Source organism: Nonomuraea sp. NPDC004580, from assembly GCF_040609855.1.
Lineage (GTDB): Bacteria > Actinomycetota > Actinomycetes > Streptosporangiales > Streptosporangiaceae > Nonomuraea > Nonomuraea salmonea.
In genome coordinates, this window is the sequence record NZ_JBEXLH010000035.1 from 72100 (window position 1) to 88449 (window position 16350).

Here is a 16350-nt window from a genome sequence, read left to right on the forward strand (position 1 = left end):
TACATGATCGGCAGAGTGCTGCTCACGCTGGGCGTCATGGCCGCGATGGCGGCCTGCGCCGACGCGGGAACGCGCGGCAAGTCGAACGCGACGGCCCCGCAGCTCCCGGCGCACCCGCACGTCGGCATGTGGGTGACCGCCGACGGTCGGATCCGCCAGGAGCTGCGGGCCGACGGCCGGTACGAGGAGGAGCGCGACGGCCGCCCCAAGGCCTACACCGGCAGGTACACCGTCACGGGCGACCACATCGACTATTTCGACGACCTGGGCTTCACCGCGACGGGCGACGTGCGCGACGGCGTGCTCTACCACGAGCACCTGGTGCTCTATCGGGAGTGGTGACCCGCTCAGGCGGACAGCCGCTTGAGCCTGGCCACCGCCTCGTCGATCACCTCTTCCTTCTTGCAGAAGGCGAAGCGCACGAAGTGGCGGCCGCGCTCGGGGTGGTCGTAGAAGACCTGGGTGGGGATGGCGACCACGCCGGCCAGCTCGGGCAGGCGCCGGGTCAGCTCGAGCCCGTCGGTGAAGCCCAGCGGCCTGATGTCGGTCTGGACGAAGTAGGTGCCGGCCGGCCGCAGCACGGAGAACCCGGCCGCCGACAGCCCCTCCATGAGCCGGTCGCGCTTGTCCTGGAGGCCGGAGGCGAGCGCCGAGACCCAGTCCATCTCGTGCCGCAGGCCGTAGGCGACCGCGAGCTGCCACGGCGCGCTCGCCGTGAACGTGAGGAACTGCTTGACCGTCGAGACCGCCCTGACCAGGGCGGGCGGCGCGCAGACCCAGCCGGTCTTCCAGCCGGTGACCGAGAACGTCTTGCCCGCCGAGGAGATCATCACCGTGCGCTCGCGCATGCCGGGCAGCGTCGCCATGGGGATGTGCCCGACCCCGTCGAACGTGAGGTGCTCGTACACCTCGTCGGTGATGGCGACGAGGTCGTGCTCCTGGCACAGCTCGGCGATGGCGGTCAGCTCGGCGCGGGTGAAGACGGTGCCGGTGGGGTTGTGCGGGGAGTTGACCAGGATCGCGCGGGTGCGCGGCGTGACGGCGGCGCGCAGCTCGTCGGGGTCGAAGGTGAAGCGGCCCTCGGCCGGGCGCAGGGTGACGGCCACCAGCTTGGCCTGGGCCAGGGCGATCGAGGCGGCGTAGGAGTCGTAGTAGGGCTCGAAAGCGATGACCTCGTCACCCGGCTCGCAGAGCGCGAGCACGCTCGCCGCGACCGCCTCCGTGGCGCCCACCGTGACCAGGATCTCGCTGACCGGGTCGTACGCGAGCCCGTAGTGGGCCGCCCGGTGCTCGCTGACCGCCTGCCGCAGCTCCAGCACGCCGGGCCCGGGCGGGTATTGGTTGGCGCCCGCCCCGATCGCCTGCACCGCCCTGTCGAGCATCGCCGCTGGGCCGTCGGTGTCGGGGAAGCCCTGCCCGAGGTTGATCGATCCGGTCTGGACGGCGAGCGCGCTCATCTCCGCGAAAATCGTCGTGCCGAAGGCGCGCATCCTGGCAACAAGTGGTTCGGTCACGGCTCCACACTATTAGTCTCGTGCCGTGTTCATTCGGGTCGTGCTCGCCCTCGCCCTGTCCGCGCCGCCCGTCGTGACACCGGACCGAGCCGATCCCGGGCCCTGCCGGGTCCCCGTGCCCGCCGGCACGGCCTGCGGCTTCCTGGAGGTGCCCGAGCGCAGAGACTCCCCCGGCCGCACGATCCAGGTCGCGTACGCGGTGCGCCACTCGCTCGCCCCCGACCGGCGGCCCGACCCCGTGGTGTTCATGGGCGGCGCGTCGGCGATCCCGCTCATGGAAGAGCTGGCCGGGATGTTCCCCGAGCGTGACGTGGTGGCGGTCGACCAGCGCGGCGGCGGGGCGTCGCGGCCCGCCGTGGCCTGCCCCGAGACGGCGCAGGCGCTGCTCGGGCGGTTGCGCGTGCCGCCGTCCGACGTGGGCGCCGCCGCCGTACGCTGCCGCGACCGGCTCGCCGCCCAGGGCGTCGACCTGCGGGGCTACCGGACGGGCGAGATCGTGGCCGACGTGGTGGCGCTGCGCGGCCTGCTCGGGTACGACGCATGGAACCTCGTCGGCGCCGGCCACGCCGCGCGCGTGATGGCGGCGGTGGCCGCGGCCGACCCCGCGGGGACGCGCTCCGTGGTGCTGGAGCCCCCGCCGGAGGCCCCCGGGGTCGTGCCGGCCCGGCCGGGGGACGCGTACGAGAGGGCGGTCGCCCGGCTGAACGCGCGGCCCGCCTCGGTGACGGCGCTCGACCCGCTGCTCGGCAGGGAGTTCGCGGCCCGGGTGAGCGGTTACGACCTGACCGCGCTGCTCGGCGCGGCGCCGCGCGACGCGGGCACGCCCGCGCTGATGAACGCCCTGGCCGAAGGGCGCGACGAGCTGCTGCGCCCGCTCGTGGAGCGGCTGGGCGAGGAGCTGGCGGGGCGCGCGTCGGGGCCGTACCACGCCGTACGCTGCCAGGACGCGCCTCCCCCTGCCGGGTCACCGCTCTTCACGGTCAGCGGCGACAAGGCGGTGTGCGACGCTTGGAACCTGCCCAGGGCTCCGGAGCCCGTCACCCTGGCGAGCACCGCGCCCCGGGCGCCCGTCCACGTCCTGCCCGCCGCCTTCCCCGGGGACACCTGCGCCCGGCGCGCGGCCGCCGCGTTCGTCGCGGGCCTCAGGCCGGCCGGTCCCTGCCCCGAAGCGCGGCCTGTCGAGCTGCACGTGACGGCGGCCCCGTACGCGATCGCGCGCACCCCCTGGCTGGCCGCGCCGTTCGGGATCTTCGCGCTGGCCTGCCTGATCCAGCTCGTCACGGCCGCGCTCAAGGGCCGGGCGCTGCCCGCGTACGGCGGCCTGGCGGGGGTGGCGTTCGCGGGCCTGACCGGCCAGTCCGTCTACGAACTCGCCAAGGAGCACGGCGGCGCGCTGACCGTCGGCGTGCCCGCGATCACCGAGTGGTACGCGTGGCTCGCGGTCGTCTCCGCCGCGCTCACCGTGGCGGCGTTTTTGCACAACCGCGAGTGGCCGCAGACGACCGCGGCCGCCATCTCGGGCGTATTCCTCATATGGTGGTTCACCTGGTTCCTGTGACGCGCATCCGTGAGCTCGACGCCCTACGCGGCTTCGCGGTGGGCGGCATCATGCTGGTCAACACGTGGCAGCACACCGACAAGCAGGTGCGCGTCCCGCTCGACTGGACGATCGAGACGCTGTTCCAGAGCCGCTTCTACCCGATCTTCTCGATGCTGTTCGGCATCAGCTTCCTGCTGTTCCTGCGCGGCAACAGCCGGTGGGCGCTGCTCAGCCGGTTGTTCTGGCTGTTCTGCCTCGGCAAGGTGCAGCACGCCTTCTACGAGGGCGAGGTGCTGACCGACTACGCCTTCTTCGGGGCGCTGGTGCTGCTGCCCGCCTCGTTCCTGCCGGGCGGGCTGCCGGTGCTGCTGCTCGGCCTGGTCGTCACGGTCTGGGGGCTGATGGTGGGCGGCGGGGTGCTGCTGATCCCCGGGTTGTTCCTGCTCGGCATGGCGGTGTGGCGGTTGCGGCCGCCGCGCGAGCTGCTGCTGCCGGGGTTCGCGGTCACGGCGCTGGCGACGGCGCTGCTGACGGCGGCCGGGCGGATGACCGGCGACGGCCTGGTCTACAACCTGGCGGCGGTGACGGGGGCGGCGGCGTACTCGCTGGGCCTGCTGCTCGTGTTGCGCCCGCGCCTGTCGGCGGCGCTGGAGCCGCTCGGGAAGATGGCGCTGACCAACTACGTCACCGGCACCGTCGTGATCGTGCTGGCCCTGCCGCTGCTGAAGGCCGACCCCACCCGCTGGTCGGTGCTCGCGCTGACGGCGGTGACGCTGGTCGTGCAGGTGCTGGTCAGCCGGTGGTGGCTGGACCGATACCGGTACGGTCCGCTGGAGTGGGTCTGGCGGTGCCTGACCTTCTTCCGTCCGGTGCCCAACCGGCTAGAGTCGAATCGTGACCACCATCGCCCTCTGCCAGATCCCGGTCTCCCCTGACCCGTCCACCAATCTCAAGAGGGCCAGGGAGGCGCTGGCCGCCGCCGAAGGCGCCGACCTGGCGATCTTCCCCGAGGCCACGCTCACCCGCTACGGCCGGCGCGTCACGAGTCTCGCCGAGCCGCTCGACGGTCCCTTCGTGACGGGCCTCGCCGAGTCGGCGCGCGCCCACGGGCTGGCGGTGATCGCCGGCACGTTCGAGACCGGCGGCGACCGCGTCCGCAACACGGCCGTGGCCATCGACGCGCAGGGCGCGATCACGGCGGCGTACCGGAAGATCCACCTGTTCGACTCGTTCGGCGCGAAGGAGTCCGATCTCGTCGAGCCGGGCGCCGAGCCGGTCGTGACCGAGCTGGCCGGGCTCAAGGTGGGGCTCATCACCTGCTACGACGTGCGCTTCCCCGAGCTGGCCAGGGCCCTGGTCGACAAGGGCGCCGAGATGTTCGCGGTGATCGCCGCCTGGGGGTCCGGGCCGCTCAAGGAGGACCACTGGATCACCCTGGTCAGGGCCCGCGCGCTGGAGAACACGATGTGGACCGCCGCCGTCGGCCAGGCGCCCAACCCGGCCGAGTCGTCCGACGGCTACGGCGTGGGCCGCAGCATGCTGGTCGACCCGCTCGGCGTGGTGCGCGCCGACCTCGGCACCGGCCCTGGCACCCGCGTGGTCGAGATCGACCACGAGTGGACCGCGACCGCCCGCGCCACCCTCCCTTGCCTCGAACATCGCGTTCTGTAACCGGGGAGTGGTCCATCCGGGGGTCAAGCGATCGTAAAGTAGACCCGTGAGCGGAACGCAGATGCAGAAGGTCGTCCCGCCGCGTCTGCTCGTGCCATACCTGTCGGGCAAGCGCACGGTCATATCGGGCTACGTCTACCGGGTGCAGGACTGCGTCCGGCTGACCACTCCCGAGGCGCTCTACTACGGGCTCGACCTGTCCTTCGACGGCTCGGAGCTGTTCGCCGAGGTGCCGGAGCTCTATGTCATGCGCTGGCACGCGCGCGACGTCGACACCTACGCGGTGCCCTACGGGCCCCACATGGGCGGTGACTGGAGCGACGCGCCACCGTTCGCGGGCAACGGGTTCACCACGTCGTCCGAGCACGTCGTGCCCCAGTTCCACACCGTCCCGATGCCGATCCCGGCCGGGGCGCAGATCGTCCACGTGACCGTCGATGGCGAGCGGCCCTTCGCCGACTACGACGGGCTGACCTGGCGGCCCGCCGCATGAGCGACGAGATCACGCCCATCGCCTCGGGCTTCGTGGCCCGCTACGGCGAGCACACGCTGCCCGCCGCGCTCGGCCCCGACAGCGACCAGGTGGTGCTGTTCAGCGAGACCGAGCTGGAGGGCTTCGAACCCGCGTCCGGCTACTGGCGGCGGGTGGTGCCGCGCTCGAAGGTGGAGTGGCTGGTGCTGATCCGCACCGTCGGCGCGTTCGGCGGCGAGCCGTGCATCGTGCTCGACGAGGACGACGACGGCCTGCACATCGCCTACACCGGCCACAGCGGGATGAAGGCCGAGGCGCTGGGCTACTGGATGGTCGATCACGGCGCCTACGAGGTCGTGGTGCCGCGCGAGGAGGTCTTCTCCCTCCGCGTCGAGCGCATCCCGGTGCCCTGACGCCGGGAGGTCAGCGCGGGGTCAGCGGAGGTTGCGGTAGCGGGCGTGGCGGGCGGCCAGCCGCTCCTCCGGGCTCAGCCGCAGCAGATTGGCGATCTCGTGTTCCAGCGCCCGCCCCACCCGCTCACAGAACTGGCGCGGCTCGTACGCGGCGTCGGGCAGCTCGGGCACGACCCGGTCCACGATGCCGTCGCCACGCAGGTCGGTGGCGCGGATGCGCTGCGCCTGGGCGATCTCGGGGGCGAAGTCGACCGAGCGGTAGAGAATGGCGGAGGCGCCCTCGGGCGGCAGCGGCGACAACCACGCGTGCTGCGCGCACAGCACCCGGTCGGCGGGCAGCAGCGCCAGCGCGGCCCCTCCGGCGCCCTCGCCGAGCAGCAGGCAGACCGTGGGCGCGTCGATCATGACCAGCTCGGCCAGGCAGCGCGCGATCTCGGCGGCCAGCCCGCCCTCCTCGGCCGCCTTCGACAGGTCGGCGCCCGCGGTGTCGATCACGGTGATGAGCGGCAGGCCCAGCTCGGCGGCCAGCCGCATGCCGCGCCTGGCCACCCGCAGCCCGGCCGGGCCGAGCGGCGAGGTGGTGCGCTGGAAGCGGCGGTCCTGGCCGAGCACCACGGCCGGCGCGGTGCCGAACCTGGCCAGCGCGAGCAGCAGCCCCGGCTCGTTCTCACCCTCGCCGGTGCCGCTGAGCGGGGTGACGTCGGTGGCGGCGAGCTTGAGCAGCGCGCGTACGCCTGGACGGTCGTCACGCCGTGACCTGGTGATGGCCTCCCACGCCTCGACGGGCCGGAGGTCCTCCTCGGGCGGCTCGCCCGCGACCACGCCGGTACGGTCGTCGGCCAGCACCGACAGGGCCCTGATCGCCACCTCCCGCGCCTCCTCCGCCGAGACGACGGCATCGAGCAGGCCCTTGCGGTGGAGGTTCTCGGCGACCTGCACCCCTTCGGGGAAAGGGTAGCCGTGCAGCGACTCGAACACCCGCGGCCCGAGGAACCCGATCAGCGCCCCTGGCTCGGCCGCCGTGACGTGCCCGAGCGACCCCCACGAAGCGAACACCCCGCCGGTCGTCGGATGCCGCAGGTAGACGACGTACGGCAGGCCGACCGCGCGGTGCGCCTGGATCGCCGCGGTGATCTTCACCATCTGCACGAACGCCAGCGCGCCCTCCTGCATGCGGGTGCCGCCGGAGGCGGGCGCGGCCAGCAGCGGCAGCCGCTCGCGGGTGGCGCGCTCGATGGCGGCCACGAAACGCTCGGCGGCGGCCACCCCGATCGAGCCCGCCATGAACGAGAACTCGCACGCCGCGACCGCCACCCTGCGGCCGTCGAGCAGCCCTTCGCCGGTGATCACGGCCTCGTCGTAGCCGGACTTGACCCGGGCCGCGGCCAGCTCGTCGGCGTAGGAGGAGCCTGGCTCGGCCGGATCGGCGGGCGGCGCATCCCATGACTTCCACGACCCCCGGTCGAGGACCGTGTCAATCAGCGTGCGCGCGTCCGGTCGGCTCACTATCGCTCCCTAGATGTCTGCCAACGATGCAATGGTGACGCACGAGCGCCCCAGCCGGTGCCGCAGAACGCCGCTCATCGTTCGCGTTCCTCGAGCCAGGCCAGCACGGCGGGGCCGTCCTGGCCGAGCGCGGGCGGTGCGGTGTGCGTCATCGGGGGCTCGCCGTCGAAGCGCAGCGGCGGCCCCGGCAGCTCGATGGGGCCGAGCACCGGGTGATCGACCTGGACGACCAGGCCCTGCGAACGGGTCTGCTCCCACGTGTAGACCTCGTCGAGCGTCCTGATCGCGCCCGCGGGCACGCCGGCCGCGCTCAGCTCGGCCAGCCAGTGGGCGCGGCCGTGAGCGGACAGCGCCTTCTCCATGTCGGCGATCAGCTCGTCGCGGTGCAGGAACCTGTCGCGGTTGGTGGCGTAGCGTGGCTGCTCGGCGTCGATGCCGAGCAGCTCGGCGACCTTGCGCCAGTGGGCCTCGTTGCCGGCGGCGATCTGCAGCATGCCGTCGGCGCAGCGGAAGGCGCCGTACGGGGTGATGGAGGAGTGGTGGTTGCCCGTGGGGGCGGCCACCTTCCCGCCGACCGTCCAGGCGGTGCCGTGGTAGGAGTGCACGCCGGTGACGGCGGCGAGCAGGGACGTGCGCACGACCCTGCCCTCGCCGGTCCGCTCGCGCTCGTAGAGTGCGGCGGCCACGCCGTACGCGCCGTGGATGCCGGCCAGCAGGTCCGCGATGGACGCGCCCACGCGGTAGGGCTCGTCGGCCGACGGGCCGGTCAGCGACATCAGGCCGGCCTCGCCCTGGGCGATCTGGTCGTAGCCAGGACGGCCGCCCTCGGGGCCGTCGTGGCCGAAGCCGGTGATCGACAGGATGACCAGGCGGGGGTTGAGCTCGTGCAGCCGCTCGACCGGGAAGCCGAGGCGGTCGAGTACGCCGGTGCGGAAGTTCTCGACCAGGACGTCGCTCTGGCGGACGAGCCGCTCGATGAGCCGTTTGCCCTCGTCGGACTTCAGGTCGACGGCGATGGACTGCTTGTTGCGGTTGGCCGCCAGAAAGTACGTGGAAATGTCGTGATCCGGCCCGACGAACGGCGGGCCCCACCCGCGTGACTCGTCGCCGCCGTCCGGATGCTCGACCTTGATCACCCGGGCGCCCAGGTCGCCGAGCAGCTGAGCGGCGTGCGGCCCCGCCAGCGCTCTGGACAGATCGAGCACGACGATGCCACCGAGGGGGCCACCAAGAGAGCCACCGAGAGGGCCACCAAGAGAGCCACCGAGAGGGCCACCGAGAGGGCCACCAAGAGAGCCACCGAGAGGGCCACCGAGGGGTCCGAGCACGATCCCAACCTCCCATTGCGCGTTATGGGGTGAATGAACATTCTCGCAGGCGTCCACCCCCCTTCCTCTACCCTGGGTGCGGTGATCGGTCTGCCTGCCCGCATCGCCACCCTGCCGCCGTCCTGCGGTCCCGTGCGGGTGGTCGCCGTCGACGGGCCCGCCGGGTCGGGCAAGACGACGTACGCGGGGCGGCTCGGCGCCCTGCTGGGCTGCCAGGTGATCGGCAGCGACGACTTCCCCGTGCCGTGGGAGGAGGGGCCGGGCGGCTGGTTCCACCTGCTGGAGTCGCAGGTGCTGCGGCCGCTCCAGCGCGGCCTGCCAGGCGGTTTCCGCAGGTACGACTGGGTGCGCGGGGTCTATGCCGAGCAGGTGTCCGTGCCTCCCGCGCCGGTGCTGGTGATCGAAGGGGTCGGTACGGCGCGGGCGTCGGCGGCCGGGATGCTGGCGTACACGGTGTGGATGGAGGCAGACGAGGCCGAGCGGCTGCGGCGGGTGCTGGAGCGCGACGGGCCTGAGCTGGAGCCGCGCTGGCGCGAGTGGTTCGCGGCCGAACGCGCCTGGTTCGCGGCCGACCGTACGAAGGAACGCGCCGACCTCGTCATCAGGACGTGAGATGGGCGACGTCGTTGAAGCGGACCAGCTCGCCCGCCCGCCACACCGACACCGACCCGTTCAGCACCGGCGCGAACGCCAGCACCGCCGACAGCTCCGTGTCGGGCCGCCCGCCGAGCACGTGACGCAGCCCCAGCACCACGGAGTCGTGCGCGACGATCAGCACCCGCCGCCCGTCGGCGCGCCCGCCCAGGTCATCGGCCAGGAACGCGCGGAGCCTGACCGTCACGTCGGCGAGTGACTCCCCGCCGGGCGGGCGGAAGGCGTAGGCTCCGGCGGCCTCCCGTCGGGCCAGCTCGTCAGGGAACCGCTCGCGCAGCGCGGCCAGGTTGCGCCCGGCGAACGCGCCCTGCTCCTGGTCTCTGAGCCGGTCGTCCACGATGACGGGCGGCGGCGCCGCGCCCCACGTCTCCTGGGCGATCCGCCACGTGTCGCGTGCCCGCCGGTAGGGCGAGCAGCACACCAGCTCGGGCGCCTCGTCCTCAGGCAGCGTCGCCAGCAGCCGGCCGAACGCCGCCGCCTGGGCCCGCCCCAGCTCGGTCACCGTCACCTCGTCGTCGCCGCGCTCGTAGACCAGCGGCCGGTCGCCCGCGAGCCGATGGGCCAGATTGGCCTCGCTCTCGCCGTGCCGTACGGCCATGATGACGGACGGTCGCATACCGCCATCCTCACACGGGACGGCTTCGGGGGTGATCGCATGGTGATCTCATGGTTTCTGTCGCAGTTCTCGGGACGGGGCTCATGGGGCTGCCCATGGCCAAGTCGAAGGCCATCCTGGAGGGCGACTTCACGCCGTCGTTCTCGGTGCGCAACGCCGAGAAGGACACCCGCCTCATCGTCGAGGCGGGCGAGTCCGCCGGGGGCGCGGCGTAGTGAGTCCTCGAAGGTCAGAGGTCGTCCACCTCGGCGTGGCTGCGGCCGCCGGAAAGCTTGGCGTAGCCGGGCCCGCGGTCGAAGAAGCGGTCGGCCGGAGGACGCAGGCGGGCTCGCAGCTCGGCCGTGGCCTGCTCGTCGATGCGGTCGCCGTCGAGCACCACGCCGTAGTCACCGAGCGCGCCCGCGATCGACACCTTCCCGTCGCGCACGTCGGCCGCCACCGCCCGAGGGTCCCTGTCGTACGGGGATCCCCATCCGCCGCCCCCGGTGGTGCGGATCCTGATCAGCTCACCGGCGAGCACGGGATGGTCGTCCACCAGCCCCTCCATCTCGCGGCCCGCGATCTCGACGCGGAACGGCCGCCCGGCCAGGCCGCCGTTGACGCCCCAGCAGGACAGGATCGACCGGTCGGCGATCGACATGTACGAGGCGTTGCGCAGCATCCTGATGTGCTTGTCGTAGCCGAGCCCGCCCCTGAACATGCCGGGCCCGCCGGAGTCGCAGGCCAGCCCGAGCCGTTCGACCCGCAGCGGCCAGCGGGCCTCGGCGAACTCGACGGGGATGTTGCGCGAGTCGGGGACCACGTGGATGGTGTCCTCGCCGTCGGCGTACCAGCGCCCGCCGGAGCCGCCGCCGAGCACCTCGCGCATCAGGTAGGGGACGCCGTCGGCGTCCATGCCGTGCACGCCGGTGTAGCGGATGGTCTCCTGGTCGGCCGGCATGCGCCCGCCTGTGGCCTTGGCCAGCACGCCGGCCAGCACGCCGAGCAGGCGCAGGATGACGAACGTGCGGGCGTTGGTCGGAGCCGGGAAGATCGGCGTGAGCAGCGTGCCCTTCTCGGGGAAGACCATCGTGATCAGCGGCACGACGCCCTCGTTGACCTCCAGCTCCGCCATGCGCTCCGGGGTGTCGGCGAGGTTGCGCAGCACGGGCGCGAGCCACTTCTTCAGGAACACGCCGTCGGCGTAGTCGCCCGCGTGGTTGATGGGGCCCTTGGCCTGGGGCGAGGTGCCGGTGAAGTCGATGGTGAGCGGTGACTCGGCGGCGTGGTCCACGGTGAGCGTGATGCGCTGGGCGTGCAGGCGCGGCTCGTCCACGCCGTCGTGCTCGGCGTAGTCCTCCCACACGTACGTGCCCTCGGGGATCTTCGCCAGCAGTTCCCTGCGGAACGTCTCGGTGGTCTTGCCGATGATCGCGTCGAAGCACTCCTCGACGGCCTGCCTGCCGTAGCGCTCGAACAGCTCGCCGAGCCTGCGCGCGCCCATCAGGCAGGCCGAGCACTCGGCGTCGAGGTCGCCGGCCAGCGAGTCGGGCATGCGGGAGTTGCGGGTCATGATGCGCAGCGCGGCCTCGTTGGGCACGCCCTGGTCGCGCAGTTTGATCGGCGGCACCATGAGGCCCTCTTCGTACACCGAGCGGGCGTGGGAGGGCATGGAGCCCGGCACCGCGCCGCCGATGTCGTCGTGGTGGCCGAACGCCTGCACGAAGGCGACCACCTCGCCCTCGTGGAAGACGGGCACGGTGACGCACAGGTCGGGCAGGTGGCCGATGCCGCCTTCCGACAGGTAGACGTCGTTGTGGAAGTAGACGTCGCCCGGCTTCATCGTCTCGATCGGGAAGTCGCGGACGACGGGCTGGACGAGCGCGCTGTAGGAGCGGCCGGTGAGCTTGCGCAGCCGGGCGTCGTGGATGCCGGCGCGGAAGTCGTGGGCGTCGCGGATCATCGGCGAGCGGGCCGTCCGCGCGATCGCGGTCTCGACCTCCTTCTCGACGGAGGCGAGCGTGCCCTCGACGATCTCCACCAGGATCGGATCAGTCACGACTTATCTCCACATTTCCGTATTCGTCGACCTTGGCGGTGAAGCCCGGGTGGACGGGGATCGTGGAGCCGTACTCCTCGATCACCGCCGGGCCCGTGACGGTCGCGCCGGGACCGAGCGCGGCGCGCTGGTGGATCGGGGTGTCGCGGGTCTCGTCGAAGTGCACGGGACGCACCGACGTGGCTCCCGGGCCCGGCTTGTCCAGGCGTGGGATGACCGGGCGGGTGATGGGCCCGATGCCGGAGACGCGCAGGTTGACCCATTCGACGCCGTGGCGGGGGTCGTCGCGGTAGGCGTAGCCGTACAGCTTCTCGTGGGCGTCATGGAAGCGGGAGACGACCTCGTCGTGCCAGGACTCGTCGATCTCGCCGGCCGGGGCGGGCACCCGCACCTCGTACGCCTGGCCGGAGTAACGCAGGTCGGCGCCGCGCTGGTAGACCGGCTCGGAGAAGCCCTCGCGGTCGAGGGCCTCCGCGGCCTGATGCTCCAGGTCGTGGAAGATCTCGACGGCCTTGCCGAGCGAGAGGTCGCGGGTGACGTACGTACGGACGTAGTCGTTCTTGACGTCCACCGTGAGCAGCCCGAACGCCGAGACGTTGCCCGGGTCGCGGGGCACGACGACCGACGGAAGACCGAGGACGTCGATCAGCCGGCACGCCAGCAGCGGCCCCGATCCGCCGAACGTCACCAGCGGGAAGTCCCGCACGTCCAGCCCCCGCTTGACGGTGAGCCTGCGGATCGCGTTGCTCTGGTTGAACGCGCTGATCTCCAGGATCCCGGTCGCGGTGCGCTCGGGCGTGAGCCCCAGCTTGTCGGCCAGCGCCTCGATGCCGCCGCGCGCGGCGTCCACGTCCAGCGGGATCTCCCCGCCCAGCAGGTGCGGCGGGATGCGGCCGAGGAAGACGTGCGCGTCGGTGACCGTCACCTCGGTGCCGCCCTTGCCGTAGCAGAGAGGGCCCGGGTCGGCGCCGGCCGAGCGGGGGCCGACCTTCAGCGCGCCCTCGGGCGAGATCCAGGCGATCGAGCCGCCGCCCGCGCCGACGGTGACGATGTCGATCATCGGGATCTTGCAGGGGTAACGCCCGATCGTGCCCTCGGTCGTGATGGACGGCTCGCCGTCGATCACCACGGCCACGTCGGTCGAGGTGCCGCCGCCGTCGAGGGTGATCACCGAGGTGTGGCCCGCCGTGCCGGCGAGCAGCGCCGCGCCCAGCGCGCCGGCCGCCGGGCCCGACAGGACGGTGGTGATGGGCTGGTTGACGACCTCGCGGGCCGACAGCACGCCTCCGTTCGACTTCATCACGGAGAACGACCTGCCGAGGCGGCCGGACAGGTTCGCGAGGTAGCCGCGCATGACCGGCTTGACGGCGGCGTCCACGAGCGTGGTGACCGAGCGCTCGTACTCGCGGTATTCGCGCAGCACGTCGCTGGAGAGCGAGACCACCGCCTCGGGGTGCTCGCGGGCCAGCACCTCGCGCATCCGCCGCTCGTGCTCGGGGTTGGCGTAGGCGTGCAGGAAGCAGACCCCGATCGCGGTGATGCCCTTGGCGCGGAACCAGCGGGCCACCTCGACGGCCTGCTCCTCCGAGAACGGCCGCACCTCCTCGCCCAGGTGGTCGAGCCGCCCGCCGACGGTCTTCACCAGGTGCACGGGCACGATCCTGGGCGGCTTGACCCAGAAGTAGGAGTTGCCGTAACCGTCGGGCACGCTCTGCCTGGCGATCTCCAGGATGAACTCGAAGCCCTCGGTCGTGATGAACCCGAGGCTCTCGATGCGGTCTTCCAGCAGCCGGTTGGTGGCCACCGTGGTGCCGTGGACGATCGAGGCGACCTCCGGCCCACCCAGCTTGCCGAGCCCGGCCATGAAGCCGTCGGCGGGGTTCGCCGGGGTCGAGGGGGTCTTCGTGGTGAGGATCTCACCGGTCTGCTCGTCCACCGCCACGACGTCGGTGAACGTGCCTCCGGTGTCCACTCCGATACGGACGCTACGCATGGGCTCCTCAGCTCCGGCGCCGGCCGAGCACTTCGTCGATGACTCGGGGCGCGTTCTCCGTGCCGACGTACGCGGCCAGGCGCACCACCATCTCCTGGGACCTGGCGAGTTCCGCCTCGACCCTGGCCTTCCCCGACTGGCCCGCCTGAACTCCGAAATAAGCGCCGATGATGGTACCGATCACCCCCGCCACGCCGGCGAACAACGCACCGAACTCGGCACTGGCGAACACGGCCGCGCCGAAGGCGGCGAGGACCGCGACGATGCCCGCCACGACGACGAGGAAACCATAGCGCCAGCGGGTGGCGTCGGCTTGGGCCGGTGAGAGGTCGTCCTGCGTCATCATGGCGTCGAGCGAGGCTGGTTTGTCGGTGACCACAGATTTTCCTCCTGTAACTCGTGGGGAGAAATGTCCCACGAGGTCATGGAACAAGCCAAGCCACTAAGCTGACGGCCCGTGACTGATCTGTCTGCCTTGTCGCCAGCGCCGTCGGGCGCCAGAGATGCCGTGCTGAAGTTCTACTTCGGGCCCATGGACTGCGGGAAGTCCACTCTGGCGTTGCAGATGAACTACAACCACGCGCGGCAGGGCAGGCGGGGCCTGGTGCTGACCAAGCACGACCGCTCGGGCGAGCCGCAGGTCACCAGCAGGATCGGGCTCGGCCGCGAGGCGATCGAGGTGGAGGACGGTCTCGACCTGGTCGCGCTGGTCACCGCGTACGACCGCGTCGACTACCTGATCTGCGACGAGGCCTGCTTCTACGCCGTCGAGCAGATCGAGCAGCTCGCCGACCTCGTGGACGAGCACGGCGTGGACGTCTACGCGTTCGGGCTGGCGTCGGACTTCCGCTCGGTCATGTTCCCCGCCGCGCAGCGGCTGTTCGAGCTGGCCGACGAGGTGTCCAGGCTCCAGGTCGAGGTGCTGTGCTGGTGCGGGCGTCCCGGGCAGCTCAACGCACGCGTCGTGGGCGGGACGATGGTGCGTACGGGTGAGCAGGTCGTGATCGGCGACACCGACGACGCGCCGGTGCGCTATCAGGTGCTCTGCCGCCGCCACCACCGCGCGGGCCGGCTCGGGGAGGGCTCTCACGTCGCCCGCCACGGCGCACGGCCCGCACTGGGCGGTCAGACCGCGCAGGTCCCGTCGTCGCAGCCGTCGGCGGGCGCGGTGAGCTGAGTGATCGGGGTCTGCCCGGTCCGCTCGGCCACCTCGTCGATCGCGGCGGCGAAGGCGTCCTCGGGCTGCGCGCCCGACACGGCGTACTTGCCCTCGAACAGGAACAGCGGCACCCCGCTGATGCCCAGCGAGCGCGCCCTGGCGAGCTGCTCGCGCACCTCGTCGGCGCCCTCGCCGGTGTCGGTGACGCCCGCGTCGGCCGCCAGCTCGGCCAGCGCGGCGGGGTCGCCGACGTTGCGGCCCTCGGTGAAGTACGCGCGGAACAGCCGCTCGGCCATCTCCTTGCCGCGCCCCTGCCGGGTGGCGACCTCGATGAGCCGGTGCGCCTCGAACGTGCCGGCGCTGATGGCCTGGTCGTAGCGGAGCTCAAGCCCGTCCTCCGCGGCGACGCCGACGACGCGGTCGATCATCTGCGTCGCGTTGGGGCCGAACTTGCGCTGCATCGCCGGGATCACCGGCTCGCCGTCGCTGGAGGCGTCGGGGTCGAGCTGGAACGGGCGCATCGTCACCTCGATGGTGCCGCCCTTGGCGCGGAACCGCTCGGCGGCCCTGTCGAACCTGGTGTGCCCGATGTAACACCAGGGGCACACGACATCGGAAAAGATCTCGACCTTCATGCCGGTCCACAACCGCCTGCCGACCTGCCTGATTCCTGTTTCATCCGGCGGCCAGCTCCTCCAGCCGGTACGTCAGGTACGCCGAGTCGTCCACCAGCGCCGACGCCCCCCGCCACCAGCCGAACCACTCGCCGCTGCGCCACATCCAGTCGACCCGCTCGATGGCGGCCACCACGTCGCCGACCGTCCGCCACTGCTCGCCGAGCTGCTCGCGGGTGGCGCCGTGGCGCACCGCCCAGGCCCGCAGGATGCCGGCGGCCGAGCCGGAGACCTCGCGCGCGTAGGGGTCGGGGTCCTCGCCGGGCAGCCGGTGCGGCCCGAGCCCGGCCGCGACCCCCCAGCTCCACTGCGCCTCGGCGGGCCGGGAGTAGCGCAGGGAGTGGAAGTCGAGGTTGGAGCCGAGGTCGCCGTCGGCGCGCCGGGTGACGACCGCGTCGAGCCTGCCTCCGGCGTCGAAGTGCACGACGAGCCGCTGCCCCGGCTTGACGCCGGGCGGCAGCGCGAAGCGGTCCTCGGCCTGCCAGGAGTTGAGGTCGACCTGCGCGACGGGCGCGCCCCACAGCCGGTCGGCGGCGTCGTCGGCGATCCAGGCGGCGAGCATCTCCAGGGCGGTGAGGTCGGTCCACGGCTCGATGGCGACGGCGGTGCGCACGACCTCGTCGGGCGGCGGCAGCTTCCCGCCGCGCGGCCTGCTCCACCACTGCTCGCCCAGCTCGCGGGCACCGACAGTGTGGTGAACATCACAGTCTCGCCACCGCACACCACGCCCCAGGAGACCTTCTGGCGGAACTTGTGCTCGGCCTCCCTGGCG

18 protein-coding genes are annotated in these 16350 nt (G+C 72.3%); 9 read left to right on the forward strand and 9 right to left on the reverse strand.

Translation table 11 applies throughout. The features are described from left to right. The first annotated feature begins 3 nt into the window (after positions 1-3). Complete coding sequence (locus tag ABZW11_RS29765; protein ID WP_355423990.1) at positions 4-342, forward strand: Atu4866 domain-containing protein; 339 nt, start codon at positions 4-6, stop codon at positions 340-342. A gap of 5 nt (positions 343-347) precedes the next feature. Here the strand turns inward: ABZW11_RS29765 and ABZW11_RS29770 are convergent, their stop codons facing one another. Next, entirely contained in the window at positions 348-1514 is a 1167-nt protein-coding gene (locus ABZW11_RS29770; protein ID WP_355423993.1) for a pyridoxal phosphate-dependent aminotransferase, read from the reverse strand. 25 nt (positions 1515-1539) lie between these two features. Here ABZW11_RS29770 and ABZW11_RS29775 point away from each other — a divergent pair, with 25 nt between their 5' ends. The 5 genes from ABZW11_RS29775 to ABZW11_RS29795 are packed head-to-tail and all read left to right on the forward strand — an operon-like array spanning position 1540 to position 5610. Then, positions 1540-3072 (forward strand): hypothetical protein, encoded by a 1533-nt coding sequence (locus ABZW11_RS29775; protein ID WP_355423996.1) that lies wholly within the window; start codon positions 1540-1542, stop codon positions 3070-3072. Next, positions 3069-3989: a DUF418 domain-containing protein gene (locus ABZW11_RS29780; protein WP_355423999.1), complete on the forward strand. Its 921-nt coding sequence runs from the start codon at positions 3069-3071 to the stop codon at positions 3987-3989. Before ABZW11_RS29775 ends, ABZW11_RS29780 begins: the two co-directional genes overlap by 4 nt. Next, positions 3949-4725: a carbon-nitrogen hydrolase family protein gene (locus ABZW11_RS29785; protein WP_355424001.1), complete on the forward strand. Its 777-nt coding sequence runs from the start codon at positions 3949-3951 to the stop codon at positions 4723-4725. The genes ABZW11_RS29780 and ABZW11_RS29785 overlap by 41 nt, the downstream gene beginning before the upstream one ends. Before the next feature lie 46 nt (positions 4726-4771). Next, positions 4772-5218 carry a hypothetical protein gene (locus ABZW11_RS29790; RefSeq protein WP_355424004.1) on the forward strand — a complete coding sequence of 149 codons (447 nt, stop codon included), beginning with the start codon at positions 4772-4774 and terminating at the stop codon, positions 5216-5218. Then, complete coding sequence (locus ABZW11_RS29795; protein WP_355424007.1) at positions 5215-5610, forward strand: hypothetical protein; 396 nt, start codon at positions 5215-5217, stop codon at positions 5608-5610. Before ABZW11_RS29790 ends, ABZW11_RS29795 begins: the two co-directional genes overlap by 4 nt. Before the next feature lie 21 nt (positions 5611-5631). Here the strand turns inward: ABZW11_RS29795 and ABZW11_RS29800 are convergent, their stop codons facing one another. After that, positions 5632-7116 (reverse strand): carboxyl transferase domain-containing protein, encoded by a 1485-nt coding sequence (locus ABZW11_RS29800; RefSeq protein WP_355424010.1) that lies wholly within the window; start codon positions 7114-7116, stop codon positions 5632-5634. Between the two features lie 74 nt (positions 7117-7190). Then, on the reverse strand, positions 7191-8327 hold the full coding sequence (locus tag ABZW11_RS29805; RefSeq protein ID WP_355424042.1) for a CoA transferase: 1137 nt from the start codon (positions 8325-8327) through the stop codon (positions 7191-7193). A 198-nt stretch (positions 8328-8525) separates the two neighbouring features. Between ABZW11_RS29805 and ABZW11_RS29810 the strand changes: the two genes are divergently transcribed. After that, complete coding sequence (locus tag ABZW11_RS29810; protein WP_355424013.1) at positions 8526-9056, forward strand: hypothetical protein; 531 nt, start codon at positions 8526-8528, stop codon at positions 9054-9056. Here the strand turns inward: ABZW11_RS29810 and ABZW11_RS29815 are convergent. Then, on the reverse strand, positions 9046-9714 hold the full coding sequence (locus ABZW11_RS29815) for a histidine phosphatase family protein (protein ID WP_355424016.1): 669 nt from the start codon (positions 9712-9714) through the stop codon (positions 9046-9048). The two genes, ABZW11_RS29810 and ABZW11_RS29815, sit on opposite strands and share 11 nt — an antisense overlap. A 50-nt stretch (positions 9715-9764) precedes the next feature. On the opposite strand from ABZW11_RS29815, the gene ABZW11_RS29820 reads away from it, so the two are divergent. Further along, positions 9765-9929, forward strand: coding sequence for a hypothetical protein (locus ABZW11_RS29820; RefSeq protein ID WP_355424019.1), 165 nt, complete (start codon positions 9765-9767; stop codon positions 9927-9929). A gap of 14 nt (positions 9930-9943) precedes the next feature. Here ABZW11_RS29820 and ABZW11_RS29825 read toward each other — a convergent pair whose 3' ends face one another. From ABZW11_RS29825 to ABZW11_RS29835, 3 genes are read right to left on the reverse strand one after another with little or no spacing between them, the layout of a single operon-like run. Continuing rightward, positions 9944-11752, reverse strand: coding sequence for a hydantoinase B/oxoprolinase family protein (locus ABZW11_RS29825; protein WP_355424022.1), 1809 nt, complete (start codon positions 11750-11752; stop codon positions 9944-9946). After that, positions 11745-13745, reverse strand: coding sequence for a hydantoinase/oxoprolinase family protein (locus ABZW11_RS29830; RefSeq protein ID WP_355424024.1), 2001 nt, complete (start codon positions 13743-13745; stop codon positions 11745-11747). The genes ABZW11_RS29825 and ABZW11_RS29830 overlap by 8 nt, the downstream gene beginning before the upstream one ends. Before the next feature lie 7 nt (positions 13746-13752). After that, positions 13753-14124: a hypothetical protein gene (locus tag ABZW11_RS29835; RefSeq protein ID WP_355424027.1), complete on the reverse strand. Its 372-nt coding sequence runs from the start codon at positions 14122-14124 to the stop codon at positions 13753-13755. A gap of 78 nt (positions 14125-14202) precedes the next feature. Between ABZW11_RS29835 and ABZW11_RS29840 the strand changes: the two genes are divergently transcribed. Beyond that, entirely contained in the window at positions 14203-14922 is a 720-nt protein-coding gene (locus tag ABZW11_RS29840; protein WP_355424030.1) for a thymidine kinase, read from the forward strand. Here the strand turns inward: ABZW11_RS29840 and ABZW11_RS29845 are convergent. Next, the gene (locus ABZW11_RS29845) at positions 14871-15539 is read right to left on the reverse strand and encodes a DsbA family oxidoreductase (RefSeq protein ID WP_355424033.1); all 669 of its coding nucleotides are present in this window, start codon (positions 15537-15539) and stop codon (positions 14871-14873) included. The two genes, ABZW11_RS29840 and ABZW11_RS29845, sit on opposite strands and share 52 nt — an antisense overlap. A gap of 40 nt (positions 15540-15579) precedes the next feature. Beyond that, positions 15580-16350 (reverse strand): hypothetical protein (locus ABZW11_RS29850; RefSeq protein WP_355424036.1); only part of this gene is annotated, 771 nt, incomplete at its 5' end.

Coding starts and splice junctions, on each gene's coding strand:
- ABZW11_RS29765 (WP_355423990.1), top strand. CDS start 4: ATGATCGGCAGAGTGCTGCTCACGCTGGGCGTCATGGCCGCGATGGCG.
- ABZW11_RS29795 (WP_355424007.1), top strand. CDS start 5,215: ATGAGCGACGAGATCACGCCCATCGCCTCGGGCTTCGTGGCCCGCTAC.
- ABZW11_RS29815 (WP_355424016.1), bottom strand. CDS start 9,714: ATGCGACCGTCCGTCATCATGGCCGTACGGCACGGCGAGAGCGAGGCC.
- ABZW11_RS29820 (WP_355424019.1), top strand. CDS start 9,765: ATGGTTTCTGTCGCAGTTCTCGGGACGGGGCTCATGGGGCTGCCCATG.
- ABZW11_RS29830 (WP_355424024.1), bottom strand. CDS start 13,745: ATGCGTAGCGTCCGTATCGGAGTGGACACCGGAGGCACGTTCACCGAC.
- ABZW11_RS29845 (WP_355424033.1), bottom strand. CDS start 15,539: ATGAAGGTCGAGATCTTTTCCGATGTCGTGTGCCCCTGGTGTTACATC.